Below are 16216 nucleotides of genomic sequence, written 5' to 3' on the forward strand. Positions count from 1 at the left end.
AAAGGTGCGGGGCCTTCTCGCGTTCCCGGGGCGGAGCCTCGAAGGGCAGGCCCTACGGCCGCCAGCTCCAGGGGTGTCCGTTCGGCCCGAGGCCCACCACGGTGACCCCGCGCGCGTCCAGGTGCAGGGCGGCCGACACCGCGGGCGGACCCTCCGTCCGGGTCCGCAGCCGGCCGCCGGCCCGCACCCGGACCCGGCCGTCCTCGGCCGTGCCGAGCAGCACCGTGCCGAACGCCGCCGAGGTCGCGGCGACCACGTCCCCGAAGCCGTCGAGCCCGGCGTCTCCCGCCGGACCCAGGAGCGCGCCCGCGGCCGGCGGCCGGTGGAACAGCTCGCCGCCGGCCGACGCCACCGTCGACCCCGAGAGCGGCGAGCGCTCCGTCCGCTCCCGCCCGTCCACCCAGTGCCGCACGGACTCCCGCCCCGCCGCGTACAGGTGCACCCGCCCCGCCGCGTCCAGCGAGACGGCGAGGCCGTCCTGGACCTCGGCGTCCCCCGGCAGAGCCCGCCAGGGGCCCCAGGAGCCGTCGGAGGCACGCACCCGGGTGGAGACGCCCTGGGACGCGTCGCGCACGAAGAGGTGGACCCGGCCGTCCGGGGCCGCGACCGCCACCGGCGCGCCGATCCGGCGCCCCCGGTCGTCGTCCCCGTGCTCCGGGTTGCCGAGCCCGCGCCAGGCGAGGAACGGGCCGCCGGGGGAGCGCTGTTCGAGGAGCACCACCTCGCGCCGGTTGCTCCCGCCGTGGCCGTCGAGGGCCGCGAACCGCACCCCGAAGAGCAGCACCCGGCCGTCGTCGAGCACCGCCGAGCCGAGCGCCGGGGCGAGCGGACCGCCGCCGAGGTCCTCCGGCTCTCCCCAGCCGCCGGCGGGCACCGACGCGCCGCGGGTGCCGACCGGCCCCTCCTCCCGCCAGCGGACCGCGCGCAGTCCGAGGACGCCGTACGCGCAGAGCCGGCCGCCCGGCTCCGCGGCGAGCACCGGGCGGGCCCCCGGCCAGCGGTGGTGGGTGGAGCGGACCCAGCCCTTGCGGTTGGTGAGCGGCCGGTCGCCGCCGACCCCGTAGTCGCCGCAGCCCGAGGGGTTCCCGCAGGTCCAGGACGGGTCCCCGCCGTACGGCACGAGCCGAGCGGCCTTCTCCGCGAGCAGCCGCGGCGGGAGGTTCTTGGGCCAGTGCCGGTTGTAGTAGCCGCGGAAGGCGGTCGCGGTGAACGCCGGTATCGGGTCGCCGTCCCGCACCGCCTCGGTGACCCAGCGGCTCAGCGCGGCCCAGGTGAAGGAGGCGACGGCCGTGTGGTCGCCGTGGTCGGCGTACCCCGGCTGCTCGGAGTCCCGCTGCCGGGTCGCCTCGTCGCTGTGCTGCAGGTCCGGGTCCGGGTCCAGGGTGTGCACCACCGTCGGCCGGTGGCGGCGCAGCAGCCCGGCCAGCACGCCGACCAGCCGGTCGTAGTCGTAGCCGCCCGCGCGCGTCACCGGCGAGCCGGCCGACAGGTGCGTCCGCAGCTCCAGGGCACGGTCGTGCCAGAGCGCGGGGACCGCCATGTAGCGGCGGGTGGTGTGCATGGGCAGGTTCAGGAAGACCAGCTCGACCCGGCGCGTGCCGTGCGTGAGCGTGTCGACCTCCGCGAGCGGCCCGCCGGGCAGCGGGAGCGCCTCCCGGCGCCAGGGCGTGAACAACGGAAGCCCCAGCGCGGCGGCGTACGCCTGGCGCAGGCCCTGGTGGCGGGCGGCGGAGTAGGCGGCCCGGTCCGGGGGAGCGGGAGGCATCCCCGCGATCCTGTTCCGGCCGGTGTGCTCGCCCGCCGTCACGTACACGGAGACCAGCGGGACCCCGGAGTCGAGCAGCCGCTGCGTGTCCGGGTTCATGAAGTACAGGTCGTCGTCCGGGTGCGCGGAGAACTGCATGAGCAGCGCCCGCCGTTCACCGGCCCGCGCGACCGGCTTGCCCGGCGCGGGATCGGCGGTCGGGGCGGCCCGGCGCGGCTCCGGGACGGAGCAGCCGGCGGCGGCCGCGGTGACCGCGACGGCTGCGGCGAGCACCGTCCGGCGGCGGGGAGCTGGGGTCACGAGCGGGGTCCGTCCCTTCGGTGCATCGGTCCTCTGCAAGACGGATGTACGGCACTCGTGGTTGTGTACGAACGGGCCCTTCCCCGCGGGGACCCCTTCCCGGGAGAAGATCTTCGAGATGTTCCGCGACCGGATGTCGAGCCCGCGCCACGGGCTCCGACTCAGGAGTGACAGCGCGCCGGTGGGGCGCGCGGGACGGGGAGGACACCCGAGATGAAGTACGTCGCGATGATCTACGGCAACCAGGCCAAGTGGGACGCCTTCCCGGCCGACGCCTGGCCCGAGGCGATCGCCCGCCAGGAGGCGTTCAACCGCAGGTACCGGGAGACCGGTGAGCTGGTCGGCGCCTACGGGCTCGCCGACGCCGCCGCGGCCCAGCTCGTCCGCCGCGAGGGCGGCGCGCCGGCCGTCACCGACGGCCCGTACCTGGAGACCAAGGAGTACCTGGCCAGCTTCTACCTGCTGGACTGCGACAGCCTGGAGCGGGCCCAGGAGATCGCCGCCGACATGCCGTTCGCCGATGTCGACCCCGTCGAGCTCTGGCCGGTCCTGCACGAGTCCGCGGCGGACGTGTGAGCGGCCCCGCCGAGGTCGAGGACCTGCTGCGCGACCACGCGCCGCGGGTCCTCGGCGCGCTCGTCCGGCGGTACGGCGACTTCGACCTGTGCGAGGACGCCGTCCAGGAGGCGCTGCTCGCCGCCGCCCAGCAGTGGCCCGGCGGCGGGGTCCCCGACCACCCGCGCGGATGGCTGCTGACCGTGGCCGCCCGCCGGTACGTGGACCTGGTGCGCAGCGAGGCCGCCCGGCGCCGCCGCGAGGACGCCGTGGCGCTCGCCACCCCGGACTCCGCGCTCCTGGCGCCCGCCGCGGACGACGCCCCGGGGGCCGACCGGGACGACTCCCTGGCCCTGCTCTTCCTGTGCTGCCACCCCGACCTGTCGCCGCCCAGCCGGATCGCCCTCACCCTGCGGGCCGTCGGCGGCCTCACCACCGCGCAGATCGCCGCCGCCTTCCTGGTCCCGGAGCCGACCATGGCGCAGCGGATCAGCCGGGCGAAGCAGACGATCAAGGCCGGCGGGTGGTCGCTGGCGCAGCCCGAGGGCGAGGACCGCACGGCCCGGCTCGCCGAGGTGCGGCACGTGCTGTACCTGGTCTTCAACGAGGGCTACACGGCCAGCGGCGGCGACGACCTCACCGCGCCCGAACTGTCGACCGAGGCGATCCGGCTCACCCGGCTCCTGCACGGGCTGCTCCCCGAGGACGCCGAGACGGCGGGGCTGCTCGCCCTGATGCTCCTCACCCACGCCCGCCGGCCGGCCCGCACGGGCCCGCACGGCGAGCTGATCCCCCTCGCGGAGCAGGATCGGGGGGGCTGGGACGCCGGGCTCGTCGAGGAGGGCGTCGCGCTGATCAGCGGCACCCTGCCCCGGGGCAGGGTCGGCCCGTACCAGCTCCAGGCGGCTATCGCCGCGGTGCACGACGAGGCCCCGACCGCCGAGGCCACCGACTGGCCCCAGATCCTCGCCCTGTACGACCTCCTCGAACGCACCGGGCCGAACCCGATGATCACCCTCAACCGGGCGGTCGCCGTCGCGATGGTCCAGGGGCCCCGGGCCGGCCTCGACCTGCTGGAGGAGCTGGCGGCGGACGCGCGGCTGGCCCGGAACCACCGGCTGCTCGCCACCCGGGCCCACCTGCTCGAACTCCTCGGCGACGGAGGGGCGGCGGCCGTGGCGTACCGGGAGGCGGCCCGCCGGACGACGAGCGCGCCGGAGCGCCGTCATCTCACGGAGCGGGCGCGGAGGTTGGGCTGAGGAGGACCCGGGAGGCCGCCGGGTGCGCCTCGACGCTTGGCCTCACGTGACGTGGGGTACAGTCTTCGCTCCCGATTGGCGGCGAGAAGGTCGCGTATGGCAGACTGTCGGGGTTGCTCGGTTGAGTGCCGATGCTGCACGCCTCCCGTCGGGAGGACCGGAAGCGAGTCCCACAGTACTCGTCGCCCCTGATCAGGGGCGGACGTACGGGAATCTTCTGGGAAGTGTCAGCGGGGTGCCGGCCAGGCTCCCGGTGGGTGTTCCGCCCCCGACTCGCGGTCATGGTGACCGCACCCCCTTGGTTGGGAAATCCTCAGGGATTTCTGCGTAGAGGGAGTGCGACACGCCCGACCGCGTGGGTCGGAGGTAGGACGCGAACCGACCGGGGTGCCAGAGCGTTACGAGACAAAGGACTACTAGTAGCCATGGCGGGACAGAAGATCCGCATCCGGCTCAAGGCCTACGACCACGAGGTCATCGACTCCTCGGCGAAGAAGATCGTCGAGACGGTGACCCGCACTGGTGCGTCGGTCGCGGGCCCGGTGCCGCTGCCCACTGAGAAGAACGTGTACTGCGTCATCAAGTCGCCGCACAAGTACAAGGACTCGCGCGAGCACTTCGAGATGCGCACGCACAAGCGCCTCATCGACATCCTCGACCCCACGCCGAAGACGGTTGACTCGCTCATGCGTCTCGACCTTCCGGCGGGCGTCGACATCGAGATCAAGCTCTGAGGGCGCGCGAGATGGCTAAGAACATCAAGGGCATCCTGGGCGAGAAGCTCGGCATGACGCAGGTCTGGGACGAGAACAACCGGGTCGTCCCGGTGACCGTCGTCAAGGCCGGCCCGAATGTCGTGACCCAGGTGCGTACGAACGACGTCGACGGCTACGAGTCGGTCCAGATCGCCTTCGGCGAGATCGACCCGCGCAAGGTGAACAAGCCCCTCAAGGGCCACTTCGCCAAGGCCGACGTCACCCCGCGCCGCCACCTGGTGGAGCTCCGCACCGCCGACGCCTCCGAGTACACGCTCGGCCAGGAGATCACCGCCGAGCTCTTCGAGGCCGGCGTGAAGGTCGACGTCACCGGTAAGAGCAAGGGCAAGGGCTTCGCCGGTGTCATGAAGCGCCACAACTTCCGTGGTGGCAAGGCATCGCACGGTGCCCACCGCGTGCACCGCAAGCCTGGTTCGATCGGTGGCTGCGCCACCCCGGGCCGCGTCTTCAAGGGCATGCGCATGGCCGGTCGCATGGGCAACGAGCGTGTGACCACCCAGAACCTGACCGTCCACGCCGTTGACGCCGAGAAGGGTCTGCTGCTCATCAAGGGCGCCGTCCCCGGCCCCAACGGTGGCCTCGTCCTGGTCCGCACCGCGGCCAAGGGGGTTTGAGGAACCGATGAGCACCATTGACATCCTTTCGCCGGCAGGCGACAAGGCCGGGACCGTCGAGCTCCCCGCGGAGATCTTCGGCGCCAAGGTCAGCGTTCCGCTGATCCACCAGGTCGTCGTCGCGCAGCTGGCCGCGGCCCGTCAGGGCACGCACAAGACCAAGACCCGTGGCGAAGTCCGTGGTGGTGGCAAGAAGCCTTACCGCCAGAAGGGCACCGGCCGCGCCCGTCAGGGTTCGACCCGCGCCCCGCAGTTCGCCGGTGGTGGCGTCGTGCACGGTCCCGTGCCGCGTGACTACTCGCAGCGGACCCCGAAGAAGATGAAGGCCGCCGCCCTCCGCGGTGCCCTCTCGGACCGGGCGAACCACTCCCGCATCCACGTCGTCACCGGCGTGGTCGAGGGCGAGGTCTCCACCAAGGCCGCGAAGACGCTGTTCGGCAAGATCTCGGAGCGCAAGAACCTGCTCCTGGTCGCCGAGCGCTCCGACGAGGCCGCGTGGCTGTCCGCTCGTAACCTGCCCCAGGTGCACATCCTGGAGCCGGGCCAGCTCAACACGTACGACGTGATCGTCTCTGACGACGTGGTCTTCACCCAGGCCGCCCTCGAGTCCTTCGTGTCTGGCCCCCAGACCGCTGAGACCGAAGGGAGCGACGCCTGATGACTGAGGCCGTCGTCACCAGCAAGACCTTCTCGGACCCGCGCGACATTCTCGTCAAGCCGGTCGTCTCGGAGAAGAGCTACGCCCTGCTGGACGAGAACAAGTACACGTTCATCGTCGCGCCTGGCTCCAACAAGACCCAGATCAAGCAGGCCGTCGAGGCGGTCTTCTCGGTCAAGGTCACCGGGGTCAACACGATCAACCGCCAGGGCAAGCGCAAGCGCACCAAGGCCGGTTTCGGTAAGCGCAAGGACACCAAGCGCGCCATCGTGACCCTTGCCGAGGGCAACCGTATCGACATCTTCGGCGGTCCGACCGCCTAAGGGCGGTCTGGATCGTCCGGAATCGGACGAGGACTGAGAAATGGGAATCCGCAAGTACAAGCCGACAACGCCGGGCCGCCGTGGCTCCTCCGTTGCCGACTTCGTCGAGATCACGCGGTCCACGCCGGAGAAGTCGCTGGTTCGCCCCCTGCACAGCAAGGGCGGCCGTAACAACACCGGTCGGATCACCGTTCGCCACCAGGGTGGTGGACACAAGCGCGCCTACCGTGTGATCGACTTCCGTCGTCACGACAAGGACGGCGTGCCGGCCAAGGTCGCGCACATCGAGTACGACCCGAACCGCACGGCGCGCATCGCGCTGCTCCACTACGTGGACGGCGAGAAGCGCTACATCATCGCCCCCAAGGGTCTGACGCAGGGTGACCGCGTCGAGAACGGCCCCGGCGCGGACATCAAGCCCGGCAACAACCTGGCGCTCCGCAACATCCCGGTCGGTACCACGATCCACGCGATCGAGCTCCGTCCCGGTGGTGGCGCCAAGTTCGCCCGCTCCGCGGGTGCCTCCGTGCAGCTGCTGGCGAAGGAGGGCACGATGGCCCACCTTCGTATGCCGTCCGGTGAGATCCGTCTCGTCGACGCCCGCTGCCGCGCCACGATCGGCGAGGTCGGCAACGCCGAGCAGTCGAACATCAACTGGGGCAAGGCCGGCCGCAAGCGCTGGCTCGGCGTCCGCCCGACCGTCCGCGGTGTGGCGATGAACCCGGTTGACCACCCGCACGGTGGTGGTGAGGGCAAGACCTCCGGTGGTCGCCACCCGGTCTCCCCGTGGGGTCAGAAGGAGGGTCGTACTCGCTCGCCGAAGAAGGCTTCGAGCAAGTACATCGTCCGCCGCCGCAAGACGAACAAGAAGCGCTAGGAGCGGGTTTAGATGCCGCGCAGTCTCAAGAAGGGACCCTTCGTTGACGGCCACCTCGTAAAGAAGGTGGACGCCCAGAACGAAGCCGGTACCAAGAACGTCATCAAGACCTGGTCCCGTCGCTCGATGATCATCCCGGCCATGCTCGGCCACACGATCGCGGTGCACAACGGCAAGACCCACATTCCGGTGTTTGTCACCGAGTCGATGGTCGGCCACAAGCTCGGCGAGTTCTCGCCGACGCGCACCTTCCGGGGTCACGTGAAGGACGACCGGAAGTCGAAGCGCCGCTAGTAGCGGGGTGGAATGACCATGACAGACACTGGAAGGACAACCATGGAAGCCAGGGCCCAGGCGCGGTACATCCGCGTCACGCCCATGAAGGCCCGCCGCGTGGTGGACCTTATCCGTGGCATGGATGCCACGGAGGCTCAGGCGGTCCTGCGTTTCGCCCCGCAGGCCGCGAGCGTGCCGGTCGGCAAGGTGCTGGACAGCGCCATTGCCAACGCCGCGCACAACTACGACCACACCGACGCCTCTTCGCTGGTCATCAGCGAGGCGTACGTGGATGAGGGCCCGACCCTGAAGCGGTTCCGTCCGCGTGCTCAGGGCCGTGCCTACCGGATCCGTAAGCGGACCAGCCACATCACCGTGGTCGTCAGCAGCAAGGAAGGAACCCGGTAATGGGCCAGAAGGTTAACCCGCATGGGTTCCGGCTCGGCATCACCACGGACTTCAAGTCCCGCTGGTACGCCGACAAGCTGTACAAGGACTACGTCAAGGAAGACGTCGCCATCCGTCGGATGATGACGTCCGGCATGGAGCGCGCCGGCATCTCGAAGGTTGAGATCGAGCGCACCCGTGACCGCGTGCGGGTGGACATCCACACCGCGCGTCCCGGCATCGTCATCGGCCGCCGTGGCGCCGAGGCCGACCGCATCCGCGGTGACCTCGAGAAGCTCACGGGCAAGCAGGTCCAGCTGAACATCCTCGAGGTCAAGAACCCCGAGATGGACGCTCAGCTGGTTGCTCAGGCCGTTGCCGAGCAGCTCTCCTCCCGCGTCTCCTTCCGTCGCGCCATGCGTAAGAGCATGCAGGGCACGATGAAGGCCGGCGCCAAGGGCATCAAGATCCAGTGTGGCGGTCGTCTCGGCGGCGCCGAGATGTCCCGCTCGGAGTTCTACCGCGAGGGTCGTGTGCCGCTGCACACGCTCCGCGCGAACGTGGACTACGGCTTCTTCGAGGCCAAGACGACCTTCGGTCGCATTGGCGTCAAGGTCTGGATCTACAAGGGCGACGTCAAGAACATCGCCGAGGTCCGCGCCGAGAACGCTGCGGCCCGTGCGGGTAACCGCCCGGCCCGTGGTGCCGGCGCTGGCGACCGCCCGGCCGGCCGTGGTGGCCGCGGTGGCGAGCGTGGCGGCCGCGGCCGCAAGCCGCAGCAGCAGTCCGCGCCGGCTGCCGAGGCCCCCAAGGCCGACGCTCCCGCCGCCGCTGCCGCTCCGGCTGAGAGCACCGGAACGGAGGCCTGACCGAAATGCTGATCCCCCGTAGGGTCAAGCACCGCAAGCAGCACCACCCGAAGCGCTCCGGCGCCAGCAAGGGTGGTACGCAGGTTGCGTTCGGCGAGTACGGCATTCAGGCCCTCACGCCGGCGTACGTGACCAACCGCCAGATCGAGGCGGCTCGTATCGCGATGACCCGCCACATCAAGCGTGGCGGCAAGGTCTGGATCAACATCTACCCGGACCGCCCGCTGACGAAGAAGCCCGCCGAGACCCGCATGGGTTCCGGTAAGGGTTCTCCGGAGTGGTGGATCGCGAACGTCAAGCCGGGTCGGGTGATGTTCGAACTGTCCTACCCGAACGAGAAGATCGCGCGCGAGGCCCTCACCCGTGCGGCCCACAAGCTGCCGATGAAGTGCAAGATCGTGAAGCGCGAAGCAGGTGAGCTGTGATGTCGGCCGGTACCAAGGCGTCCGAGCTGCGCGAGCTGGGCAACGAGGAGCTTCTCAACAAGCTCCGCGAGGCCAAGGAAGAGCTGTTCAACCTCCGCTTCCAGGCGGCGACGGGCCAGCTCGAGAACCACGGTCGGCTCAAGTCCGTCCGTAAGGACATCGCCCGGATCTACACCCTGATGCGTGAGCGTGAGCTGGGCATCGAGACGGTGGAGAACGCCTGATGAGCGAGAGCAACGTGACTGAGAAGACCGAGCGCAACGCTCGCAAGGTCCGCGAGGGCCTGGTCGTCAGCGACAAGATGGACAAGACCGTCGTCGTCGCTGTCGAGGACCGCGTCAAGCACGCGCTGTACGGCAAGGTCATCCGCCGTACGAACAAGCTCAAGGCTCACGACGAGCAGAACGCTGCCGGCATCGGCGACCGCGTCCTCCTGATGGAGACCCGGAAGCTGTCCGCCACGAAGCACTGGCGCGTCATCGAGATCCTCGAGAAGGCCAAGTAATTCTTGTAGGGGTAACCCTTCAAGTTCGTTCCGCCAGGCTCGGCCGGGGCTTCCATGCGAAGCCCCGGCCGGGAACCGGCAGACAAATCAGGAGATAGACGTGATCCAGCAGGAGTCGCGACTGCGTGTCGCCGACAACACTGGTGCCAAGGAGATCCTTTGCATCCGTGTTCTCGGTGGCTCGGGTCGCCGCTACGCGGGCATCGGTGACGTCATCGTCGCCACCGTCAAGGACGCGATCCCCGGTGGCAACGTGAAGAAGGGTGACGTCGTCAAGGCGGTCATCGTTCGCACCGTCAAGGAGCGCCGCCGCCAGGACGGCTCGTACATCCGCTTCGACGAGAACGCCGCTGTCATTCTCAAGAACGACGGCGACCCTCGTGGCACCCGTATCTTCGGCCCGGTCGGCCGTGAGCTGCGCGAGAAGAAGTTCATGAAGATCATCTCGCTCGCGCCGGAGGTGCTGTAAGCATGAAGATCAAGAAGGGCGACCTGGTCCAGGTCATCACCGGTAAGGACAAGGGCAAGCAGGGCAAGGTCATCACGGCCTTCCCCCGCGAGAACCGCGTCCTCGTCGAGGGTGTCAACCGGGTCAAGAAGCACACCAAGGCCGGCCCGTCGCAGGCCGGTGGCATCGTCACGACCGAGGCTCCGGTCCACGTCTCCAACGTCCAGCTGGTCGTGGAGAAGGACGGCAAGAAGGTCGTCACGCGTGTCGGTTACCGCTTCGACGACGAGGGCAACAAGATCCGCGTTGCCAAGCGGACGGGTGAGGACATCTGATGGCTACCACCACTCCGCGTCTCAAGACGAAGTACCGCGAGGAGATCGCGGGCAAGCTGCGTGAGGAGTTCTCCTACGAGAACGTCATGCAGATCCCCGGCCTCGTGAAGATCGTGGTCAACATGGGTGTCGGCGACGCCGCCCGTGACTCGAAGCTCATGGACGGTGCCGTCCGTGACCTGACCACCATCACCGGTCAGAAGCCAGCCATCACCAAGGCCCGCAAGTCCATCGCGCAGTTCAAGCTGCGTGAGGGCCAGCCGATCGGTGCGCACGTCACCCTCCGTGGCGACCGCATGTGGGAGTTCCTCGACCGCACCCTGTCGCTCGCGCTTCCGCGCATCCGCGACTTCCGTGGTCTGTCCCCCAAGCAGTTCGACGGGCGTGGCAACTACACCTTCGGTCTCACGGAGCAGGTCATGTTCCACGAGATCGACCAGGACAAGATCGACCGTGTCCGGGGTATGGACATCACCGTGGTGACCACGGCGACCAACGACGACGAGGGCCGTGCCCTTCTGCGTCACCTCGGCTTCCCGTTCAAGGAGGCGTAAGCGAGATGGCGAAGAAGGCTCTCATCGCGAAGGCTGCCCGCAAGCCCAAGTTCGGCGTGCGTGGCTACACGCGCTGCCAGCGCTGTGGTCGTCCCCACTCCGTGTACCGCAAGTTCGGCCTGTGCCGCGTGTGCCTTCGTGAGATGGCTCACCGTGGCGAGCTGCCGGGCGTGACCAAGAGCTCCTGGTAACTCCCTTCCGTCCATAGGACGTTAGGGGTATCCGGAGACTCTCGGTAAGCATTGGGTCGGCGGAAGCCCACCCCCGCATGCCTTAGGCTAGTGGGGTTGGGCGTCCGCCGCCCGTACGACTTACTACGCCGTAGGTCCCCGCGCCGCACCCGTCCCGCCCCTGTGTGGGGAGAGGGATGGCGCATACAGGAAACCCCGGCGAGAGAGGCCGAAGGCCAATTCATGACCATGACTGATCCGATCGCGGACATGCTGACTCGTCTGCGTAACGCGAACTCGGCATACCACGACTCCGTGACGATGCCGCACAGCAAGATCAAGTCTCACATCGCGGAAATCCTCCAGCAGGAGGGCTTCATCACGGGCTGGAAGGTCGAGGACGCCGAGGTCGGCAAGAACCTCGTCCTCGAGCTCAAGTTCGGTCCGAACCGTGAGCGCTCCATCGCGGGCATCAAGCGGATCTCGAAGCCCGGCCTCCGGGTTTACGCGAAGTCCACCAACCTGCCGAAGGTCCTCGGCGGCCTGGGCGTGGCGATCATCTCCACGTCCCACGGTCTCCTGACCGGCCAGCAGGCAGGCAAGAAGGGCGTAGGTGGGGAAGTCCTCGCCTACGTCTGGTAGTCGGGAACGGAGGAATAGCTAATGTCGCGTATTGGCAAGCTGCCTATCCAGGTTCCCGCCGGCGTGGACGTCACCATCGAGGGCCGCACGGTCACGGTCAAGGGTTCCAAGGGCACCCTGAGCCACACCGTCGCCGCGCCGATCGAGATCGTTAAGGGCGAGGATGGCGTGCTGAACGTCAACCGTCCGAACGACGAGCGTCAGAACAAGGCCCTGCACGGCCTGTCCCGCACGCTGGTGGCCAACATGATCACCGGTGTGACCCAGGGTTACGTCAAGGCGCTCGAGATCAGCGGTGTCGGTTACCGCGTTGCCGCGAAGGGCTCCAACCTGGAGTTCCAGCTCGGCTACAGCCACCCGATCCTGGTCGAGGCGCCCGAGGGCATCTCGTTCAAGGTCGAGTCGCCGACCAAGTTCTCGGTCGAGGGCATCGACAAGCAGAAGGTCGGCGAGGTCGCCGCCAACATCCGCAAGCTTCGCAAGCCCGACCCCTACAAGGCCAAGGGCGTGAAGTATGCGGGTGAGGTCATCCGCCGCAAGGTCGGAAAGGCTGGTAAGTAAGCCATGGCATACGGTGTGAAGATCGCCAAGGGTGACGCCTACAAGGGTGCCGCCAAGAAGCGCCGCCACATCCGCATCCGCAAGAACGTGTCGGGTACGGCGGAGCGTCCGCGCCTCGTCGTGACGCGTTCCAACCGCGGTATCACCGCTCAGGTCATCGACGACCTCAAGGGCCACACCCTTGCGTCCGCGTCGACCCTGGACGCGTCGATCCGCGGCGGCGAGGGTGACAAGTCCGCGCAGGCCAAGCAGGTCGGTTCCCTGGTCGCCGAGCGCGCCAAGGCCGCCGGTGTCGAGGCTGTCGTGTTCGACCGTGGTGGCAACAGGTACGCCGGGCGCATTGCCGCTCTGGCTGACGCCGCCCGCGAAGCCGGGCTGAAGTTCTAAGCCCCGGTTCCGGGACTAACGGACGTAACAGAGAGAGGTAATCCAATGGCTGGACCCCAGCGCCGCGGAAGCGGTGCCGGTGGCGGCGAGCGGCGGGACCGGAAGGGCCGCGACGGTGGCGCTGCCGCCGAGAAGACCGCGTACGTTGAGCGCGTTGTCGCGATCAACCGCGTCGCCAAGGTTGTCAAGGGTGGTCGCCGCTTCAGCTTCACCGCGCTGGTCGTGGTGGGCGACGGTGACGGCACCGTAGGTGTCGGTTACGGCAAGGCCAAGGAAGTTCCCGCGGCCATTGCCAAGGGTGTCGAGGAAGCCAAGAAGAACTTCTTCAAGGTTCCGCGCATCCAGGGCACCATCCCTCACCCGATCCAGGGCGAGAAGGCCGCGGGCGTCGTCCTGCTCAAGCCGGCTTCCCCCGGTACCGGCGTCATCGCCGGTGGCCCGGTGCGTGCCGTGCTCGAGTGCGCCGGCGTTCACGACATCCTGTCGAAGTCGCTCGGCTCCGACAACGCGATCAACATCGTGCACGCGACCGTGGAGGCCCTCAAGGGCCTGCAGCGTCCCGAGGAGATCGCGGCTCGCCGTGGTCTGCCCCTCGAGGACGTCGCTCCCGCGGCTCTGCTCCGTGCGCGTGCCGGGGCGGGTGCGTAATGGCTCGCCTCAAGGTCACGCAGACGAAGTCGTACATCGGCAGCAAGCAGAACCACCGCGACACCCTGCGTTCGCTTGGCCTCAAGAAGGTCAACGACGTGGTTGTCAAGGAGGACCGCCCCGAGTTCCGCGGCATGGTGCACACCGTCCGCCACCTCGTGACGGTCGAGGAGGTTGACTGACATGGCGGAGACCAACCCGCTGAAGGCCCACAACCTCCGTCCCGCCCCGGGCGCCAAGACCGCGAAGACCCGTGTCGGTCGTGGTGAGGCGTCCAAGGGTAAGACGGCCGGTCGTGGTACCAAGGGCACGAAGGCCCGTTACCAGGTTCCGCAGCGCTTCGAGGGTGGGCAGATGCCCCTCCACATGCGTCTGCCGAAGCTCAAGGGCTTCAAGAACCCGTTCCGCACCGAGTTCCAGGTCGTGAACCTGGACAAGCTCGGCGCTCTCTACCCCGAGGGTGGAGAGGTCACGGTGGCCGACCTGGTCGCCAAGGGCGCGGTTCGCAAGAACCAGCTCGTCAAGGTGCTCGGCACCGGCGAGATCACCGTGGCGCTGCAGGTTTCGGTTGACGCCGTCTCCGGCTCCGCCAAGGACAAGATCGTCGCCGCCGGCGGCACCGTCACCGAGCTCGTCTGAGACGACTCGATGGCTTGAACATCCGATCGGGGATGCCTCTCAAATGGGGCATCCCCGATTGGTCGTTCCTAGGGGGGCACGGTCGCCGGTAAGGTGGCGTGCACTGTCTAGGCTCCGTGCGGTATGCCCGCACGGAATTGATGACCGATACCCAATCGTCGAACCTCAAGACCGTCACCCTTGACGCATAGCGCGGGGGTCGCAGGAGGCACCGTGCTCACCGCGTTCGCCCGGGCGTTCAAGACGCCCGACCTGCGCAAGAAGCTGCTCTTCACGCTCGGCATCATCGTGCTGTACCGCCTCGGGGCCCACATCCCGGTCCCCGGCGTCAGCTACGAGGCCGTCCAGCAGTGTGTCAAGCAGGCCAGCGAGGGCAACAACAGCCTGTTCGGCCTGGTCAACATGTTCAGTGGCGGCGCGCTGCTGCAGATCACCATCTTCGCGCTCGGCATCATGCCGTACATCACGGCGAGCATCATCCTGCAGCTGCTGACCGTCGTGATCCCGCGCCTGGAGGCCCTCAAGAAGGAGGGTCAGTCCGGCACTGCCAAGATCACGCAGTACACCCGTTACCTGACGGTCGCGCTCGCCATCCTCCAGGGCACCGGTCTCGTCGCCACCGCCAAGAGCGGTGCGCTCTTCAGCGGCTGCTCGGTGGCCGACCAGGTCGTCCCGGACCCGTCGATCTTCACCATCGCCACGATGGTCATCACGATGACCGCCGGCACGTGCGTCGTCATGTGGCTCGGTGAGCTCATCACCGACCGCGGCATCGGCAACGGCATGTCCATCCTGATGTTCATCTCGATCGCCGCCGGCTTCCCGGGTGCCCTCTGGGCCATCAAGGAGAGCGGCAAGCTCGCCAAGGGCTGGATCGAGTTCGGCACCGTCATCCTCATCGGCTTCGTGATGGTGGCCCTCGTCGTCTTCGTCGAGCAGGCCCAGCGCCGCATCCCGGTGCAGTACGCGAAGCGCATGATCGGTCGGCGCTCCTACGGCGGAACGTCCACTTACATCCCGTTGAAGGTGAACCAGGCGGGTGTGATTCCTGTCATCTTCGCCTCGTCGCTGCTCTACATCCCGGCCTTGATCGCGCAGTTCTCGAACTCCACCGCGGGGTGGAAGACCTGGATCGAAGCCCACTTCGTCAAGGGTGACCACCCGTATTACATCGCCGCCTACTTCCTCCTGATCGTGTTCTTCGCCTTCTTCTACGTGGCGATCTCGTTCAACCCCGAGGAAGTCGCCGACAACATGAAGAAGTATGGTGGCTTCATCCCGGGTATCCGGGCTGGTCGACCTACTGCCGAGTACCTGAGCTACGTGCTCAACCGGATCACTTGGCCGGGCTCGCTGTACTTGGGTCTGATCGCTCTTGTGCCGACGATGGCGTTGGCAGGCTTCGGTGGCGCCAATGCCAACTTCCCCTTCGGTGGGACGAGCATCCTCATCATCGTGGGTGTGGGGCTGGAGACCGTGAAGCAGATCGAGAGCCAGCTCCAGCAGCGCAATTACGAAGGGTTCCTCCGCTGATGCGAATCGTCCTCGTCGGACCGCCCGGTGCCGGCAAGGGTACGCAGGCCGCGTTCCTTGCCAGGAACCTGGACATCCCGCACATCTCCACGGGTGACCTGTTCCGTGCCAACATCTCTCAGGGCACGGAGCTGGGTCTCAAGGCCAAGGCGTTCATGGACGCCGGTGACCTGGTGCCCGACGAGGTGACCATCGGGATGGCCAAGGACCGGATGGAGCAGCCGGACGCCGTCAACGGCTTCCTGCTGGACGGGTTCCCCCGCAACGTGGCTCAGGCCGAGGCCCTGGACGTGGTCCTGAAGGCCGAGGACATGCAGCTCGACGCGGTGCTGGACCTGGAGGTCCCCGAGGACGAGGTCGTGAAGCGGATCGCGGGTCGCCGCATCTGCCGCAACGACAGCGCGCACGTCTTCCACGTGGAGTACAACGCTCCGAAGGCCGAGGGCGTCTGCGACGTCTGCGGTGGCGAGCTGTACCAGCGTGCGGACGACTCCGAGGAGACGGTCCGCAAGCGCCTGGAGGTCTACCACACGCAGACCGAGCCGATCATCGACTACTACCGGGCGCAGAACCTGGTCGTGACGATCTCGGCGCTCGGCAAGGTGGACGAGGTCACGGCGAAGGCGATGGCCGCGCTCAAGAAGTAACCCCCGTTCGTTCGATACGGCCGCGGTGCCCCTCGGGGGCGCCGCGGCCGTATCGTTGTTCTG

Annotated in this window: 26 protein-coding genes; 25 read left to right on the plus strand and 1 reads right to left on the minus strand. The window is 68.2% G+C overall.

The window, feature by feature from the left end:
- Nucleotides 1–52 precede the first annotated feature (52 nt).
- Complete coding sequence (locus tag AB0424_RS12635; protein WP_366304583.1) at nucleotides 53–2065, minus strand: PIG-L family deacetylase; 2013 nt, start codon at nucleotides 2063–2065, stop codon at nucleotides 53–55.
- A gap of 213 nt (nucleotides 2066–2278) precedes the next feature.
- Between AB0424_RS12635 and AB0424_RS12640 the strand changes: the two genes are divergently transcribed.
- The 25 genes from AB0424_RS12640 (at nucleotide 2279) to AB0424_RS12760 (ending at nucleotide 16153) form a co-directional block, all read left to right on the plus strand.
- Nucleotides 2279–2641, plus strand: a complete 363-nt coding sequence (locus AB0424_RS12640) for a YciI family protein (RefSeq protein WP_366304585.1) — start codon at nucleotides 2279–2281, stop codon at nucleotides 2639–2641.
- Nucleotides 2638–3879 carry a DUF6596 domain-containing protein gene (locus AB0424_RS12645; RefSeq protein WP_366304586.1) on the plus strand — a complete coding sequence of 414 codons (1242 nt, stop codon included), beginning with the start codon at nucleotides 2638–2640 and terminating at the stop codon, nucleotides 3877–3879. The genes AB0424_RS12640 and AB0424_RS12645 overlap by 4 nt, the downstream gene beginning before the upstream one ends.
- Before the next feature lie 425 nt (nucleotides 3880–4304).
- Entirely contained in the window at nucleotides 4305–4613 is a 309-nt protein-coding gene (gene rpsJ, locus AB0424_RS12650) for a 30S ribosomal protein S10 (protein WP_003948644.1), read from the plus strand.
- A gap of 11 nt (nucleotides 4614–4624) precedes the next feature.
- Nucleotides 4625–5269 carry a 50S ribosomal protein L3 gene (gene rplC, locus AB0424_RS12655; protein ID WP_017239574.1) on the plus strand — a complete coding sequence of 215 codons (645 nt, stop codon included), beginning with the start codon at nucleotides 4625–4627 and terminating at the stop codon, nucleotides 5267–5269.
- A 7-nt stretch (nucleotides 5270–5276) separates the two neighbouring features.
- Entirely contained in the window at nucleotides 5277–5927 is a 651-nt protein-coding gene (rplD, locus tag AB0424_RS12660) for a 50S ribosomal protein L4 (RefSeq protein ID WP_366304588.1), read from the plus strand.
- Nucleotides 5927–6250 carry a 50S ribosomal protein L23 gene (gene rplW / locus AB0424_RS12665; RefSeq protein ID WP_024755407.1) on the plus strand — a complete coding sequence of 108 codons (324 nt, stop codon included), beginning with the start codon at nucleotides 5927–5929 and terminating at the stop codon, nucleotides 6248–6250. Before rplD ends, rplW begins: the two co-directional genes overlap by 1 nt.
- A 40-nt stretch (nucleotides 6251–6290) precedes the next feature.
- On the plus strand, nucleotides 6291–7127 hold the full coding sequence (gene rplB, locus AB0424_RS12670; protein WP_030318653.1) for a 50S ribosomal protein L2: 837 nt from the start codon (nucleotides 6291–6293) through the stop codon (nucleotides 7125–7127).
- A gap of 12 nt (nucleotides 7128–7139) precedes the next feature.
- Complete coding sequence (gene rpsS, locus AB0424_RS12675) at nucleotides 7140–7421, plus strand: 30S ribosomal protein S19 (protein WP_015035577.1); 282 nt, start codon at nucleotides 7140–7142, stop codon at nucleotides 7419–7421.
- Between the two features lie 42 nt (nucleotides 7422–7463).
- On the plus strand, nucleotides 7464–7811 hold the full coding sequence (gene rplV, locus AB0424_RS12680) for a 50S ribosomal protein L22 (protein WP_004571827.1): 348 nt from the start codon (nucleotides 7464–7466) through the stop codon (nucleotides 7809–7811).
- Nucleotides 7811–8659, plus strand: a complete 849-nt coding sequence (rpsC, locus tag AB0424_RS12685; protein ID WP_017239578.1) for a 30S ribosomal protein S3 — start codon at nucleotides 7811–7813, stop codon at nucleotides 8657–8659. Before rplV ends, rpsC begins: the two co-directional genes overlap by 1 nt.
- A gap of 5 nt (nucleotides 8660–8664) precedes the next feature.
- On the plus strand, nucleotides 8665–9084 hold the full coding sequence (gene rplP / locus AB0424_RS12690; RefSeq protein ID WP_017239579.1) for a 50S ribosomal protein L16: 420 nt from the start codon (nucleotides 8665–8667) through the stop codon (nucleotides 9082–9084).
- Complete coding sequence (gene rpmC / locus AB0424_RS12695) at nucleotides 9084–9308, plus strand: 50S ribosomal protein L29 (protein WP_017239580.1); 225 nt, start codon at nucleotides 9084–9086, stop codon at nucleotides 9306–9308. Before rplP ends, rpmC begins: the two co-directional genes overlap by 1 nt.
- Nucleotides 9308–9589 (plus strand): 30S ribosomal protein S17, encoded by a 282-nt coding sequence (gene rpsQ, locus AB0424_RS12700; protein ID WP_015035582.1) that lies wholly within the window; start codon nucleotides 9308–9310, stop codon nucleotides 9587–9589. The genes rpmC and rpsQ overlap by 1 nt, the downstream gene beginning before the upstream one ends.
- Nucleotides 9590–9689: 100 nt before the next feature.
- Complete coding sequence (gene rplN, locus AB0424_RS12705) at nucleotides 9690–10058, plus strand: 50S ribosomal protein L14 (protein WP_003956455.1); 369 nt, start codon at nucleotides 9690–9692, stop codon at nucleotides 10056–10058.
- 2 nt (nucleotides 10059–10060) lie between these two features.
- Complete coding sequence (rplX, locus tag AB0424_RS12710; RefSeq protein ID WP_015035583.1) at nucleotides 10061–10372, plus strand: 50S ribosomal protein L24; 312 nt, start codon at nucleotides 10061–10063, stop codon at nucleotides 10370–10372.
- Nucleotides 10369–10926, plus strand: coding sequence for a 50S ribosomal protein L5 (gene rplE / locus AB0424_RS12715; RefSeq protein WP_026058276.1), 558 nt, complete (start codon nucleotides 10369–10371; stop codon nucleotides 10924–10926). Before rplX ends, rplE begins: the two co-directional genes overlap by 4 nt.
- Before the next feature lie 5 nt (nucleotides 10927–10931).
- Nucleotides 10932–11117, plus strand: a complete 186-nt coding sequence (locus AB0424_RS12720; protein ID WP_003948630.1) for a type Z 30S ribosomal protein S14 — start codon at nucleotides 10932–10934, stop codon at nucleotides 11115–11117.
- Between the two features lie 222 nt (nucleotides 11118–11339).
- Entirely contained in the window at nucleotides 11340–11738 is a 399-nt protein-coding gene (gene rpsH / locus AB0424_RS12725) for a 30S ribosomal protein S8 (RefSeq protein WP_015035585.1), read from the plus strand.
- 21 nt (nucleotides 11739–11759) lie between these two features.
- Nucleotides 11760–12299: a 50S ribosomal protein L6 gene (rplF, locus tag AB0424_RS12730; protein ID WP_121830637.1), complete on the plus strand. Its 540-nt coding sequence runs from the start codon at nucleotides 11760–11762 to the stop codon at nucleotides 12297–12299.
- A 3-nt stretch (nucleotides 12300–12302) separates the two neighbouring features.
- Complete coding sequence (gene rplR / locus AB0424_RS12735; RefSeq protein WP_056651228.1) at nucleotides 12303–12686, plus strand: 50S ribosomal protein L18; 384 nt, start codon at nucleotides 12303–12305, stop codon at nucleotides 12684–12686.
- Between the two features lie 45 nt (nucleotides 12687–12731).
- Complete coding sequence (gene rpsE, locus AB0424_RS12740; protein ID WP_015035588.1) at nucleotides 12732–13334, plus strand: 30S ribosomal protein S5; 603 nt, start codon at nucleotides 12732–12734, stop codon at nucleotides 13332–13334.
- Complete coding sequence (gene rpmD, locus AB0424_RS12745) at nucleotides 13334–13516, plus strand: 50S ribosomal protein L30 (RefSeq protein ID WP_015035589.1); 183 nt, start codon at nucleotides 13334–13336, stop codon at nucleotides 13514–13516. Before rpsE ends, rpmD begins: the two co-directional genes overlap by 1 nt.
- A gap of 1 nt (nucleotide 13517) precedes the next feature.
- Nucleotides 13518–13973 carry a 50S ribosomal protein L15 gene (gene rplO, locus AB0424_RS12750; protein WP_189800377.1) on the plus strand — a complete coding sequence of 152 codons (456 nt, stop codon included), beginning with the start codon at nucleotides 13518–13520 and terminating at the stop codon, nucleotides 13971–13973.
- Nucleotides 13974–14186: 213 nt separating this feature from the next.
- On the plus strand, nucleotides 14187–15506 hold the full coding sequence (gene secY, locus AB0424_RS12755; protein ID WP_366304594.1) for a preprotein translocase subunit SecY: 1320 nt from the start codon (nucleotides 14187–14189) through the stop codon (nucleotides 15504–15506).
- Nucleotides 15506–16153: an adenylate kinase gene (locus AB0424_RS12760; protein ID WP_366304596.1), complete on the plus strand. Its 648-nt coding sequence runs from the start codon at nucleotides 15506–15508 to the stop codon at nucleotides 16151–16153. Before secY ends, AB0424_RS12760 begins: the two co-directional genes overlap by 1 nt.
- Nucleotides 16154–16216: the final 63 nt, after the last annotated feature.

The sequence above is a fragment of the Streptomyces sp. NPDC051180 genome (assembly GCF_040689545.1).
Lineage (GTDB): Bacteria > Actinomycetota > Actinomycetes > Streptomycetales > Streptomycetaceae > Streptomyces.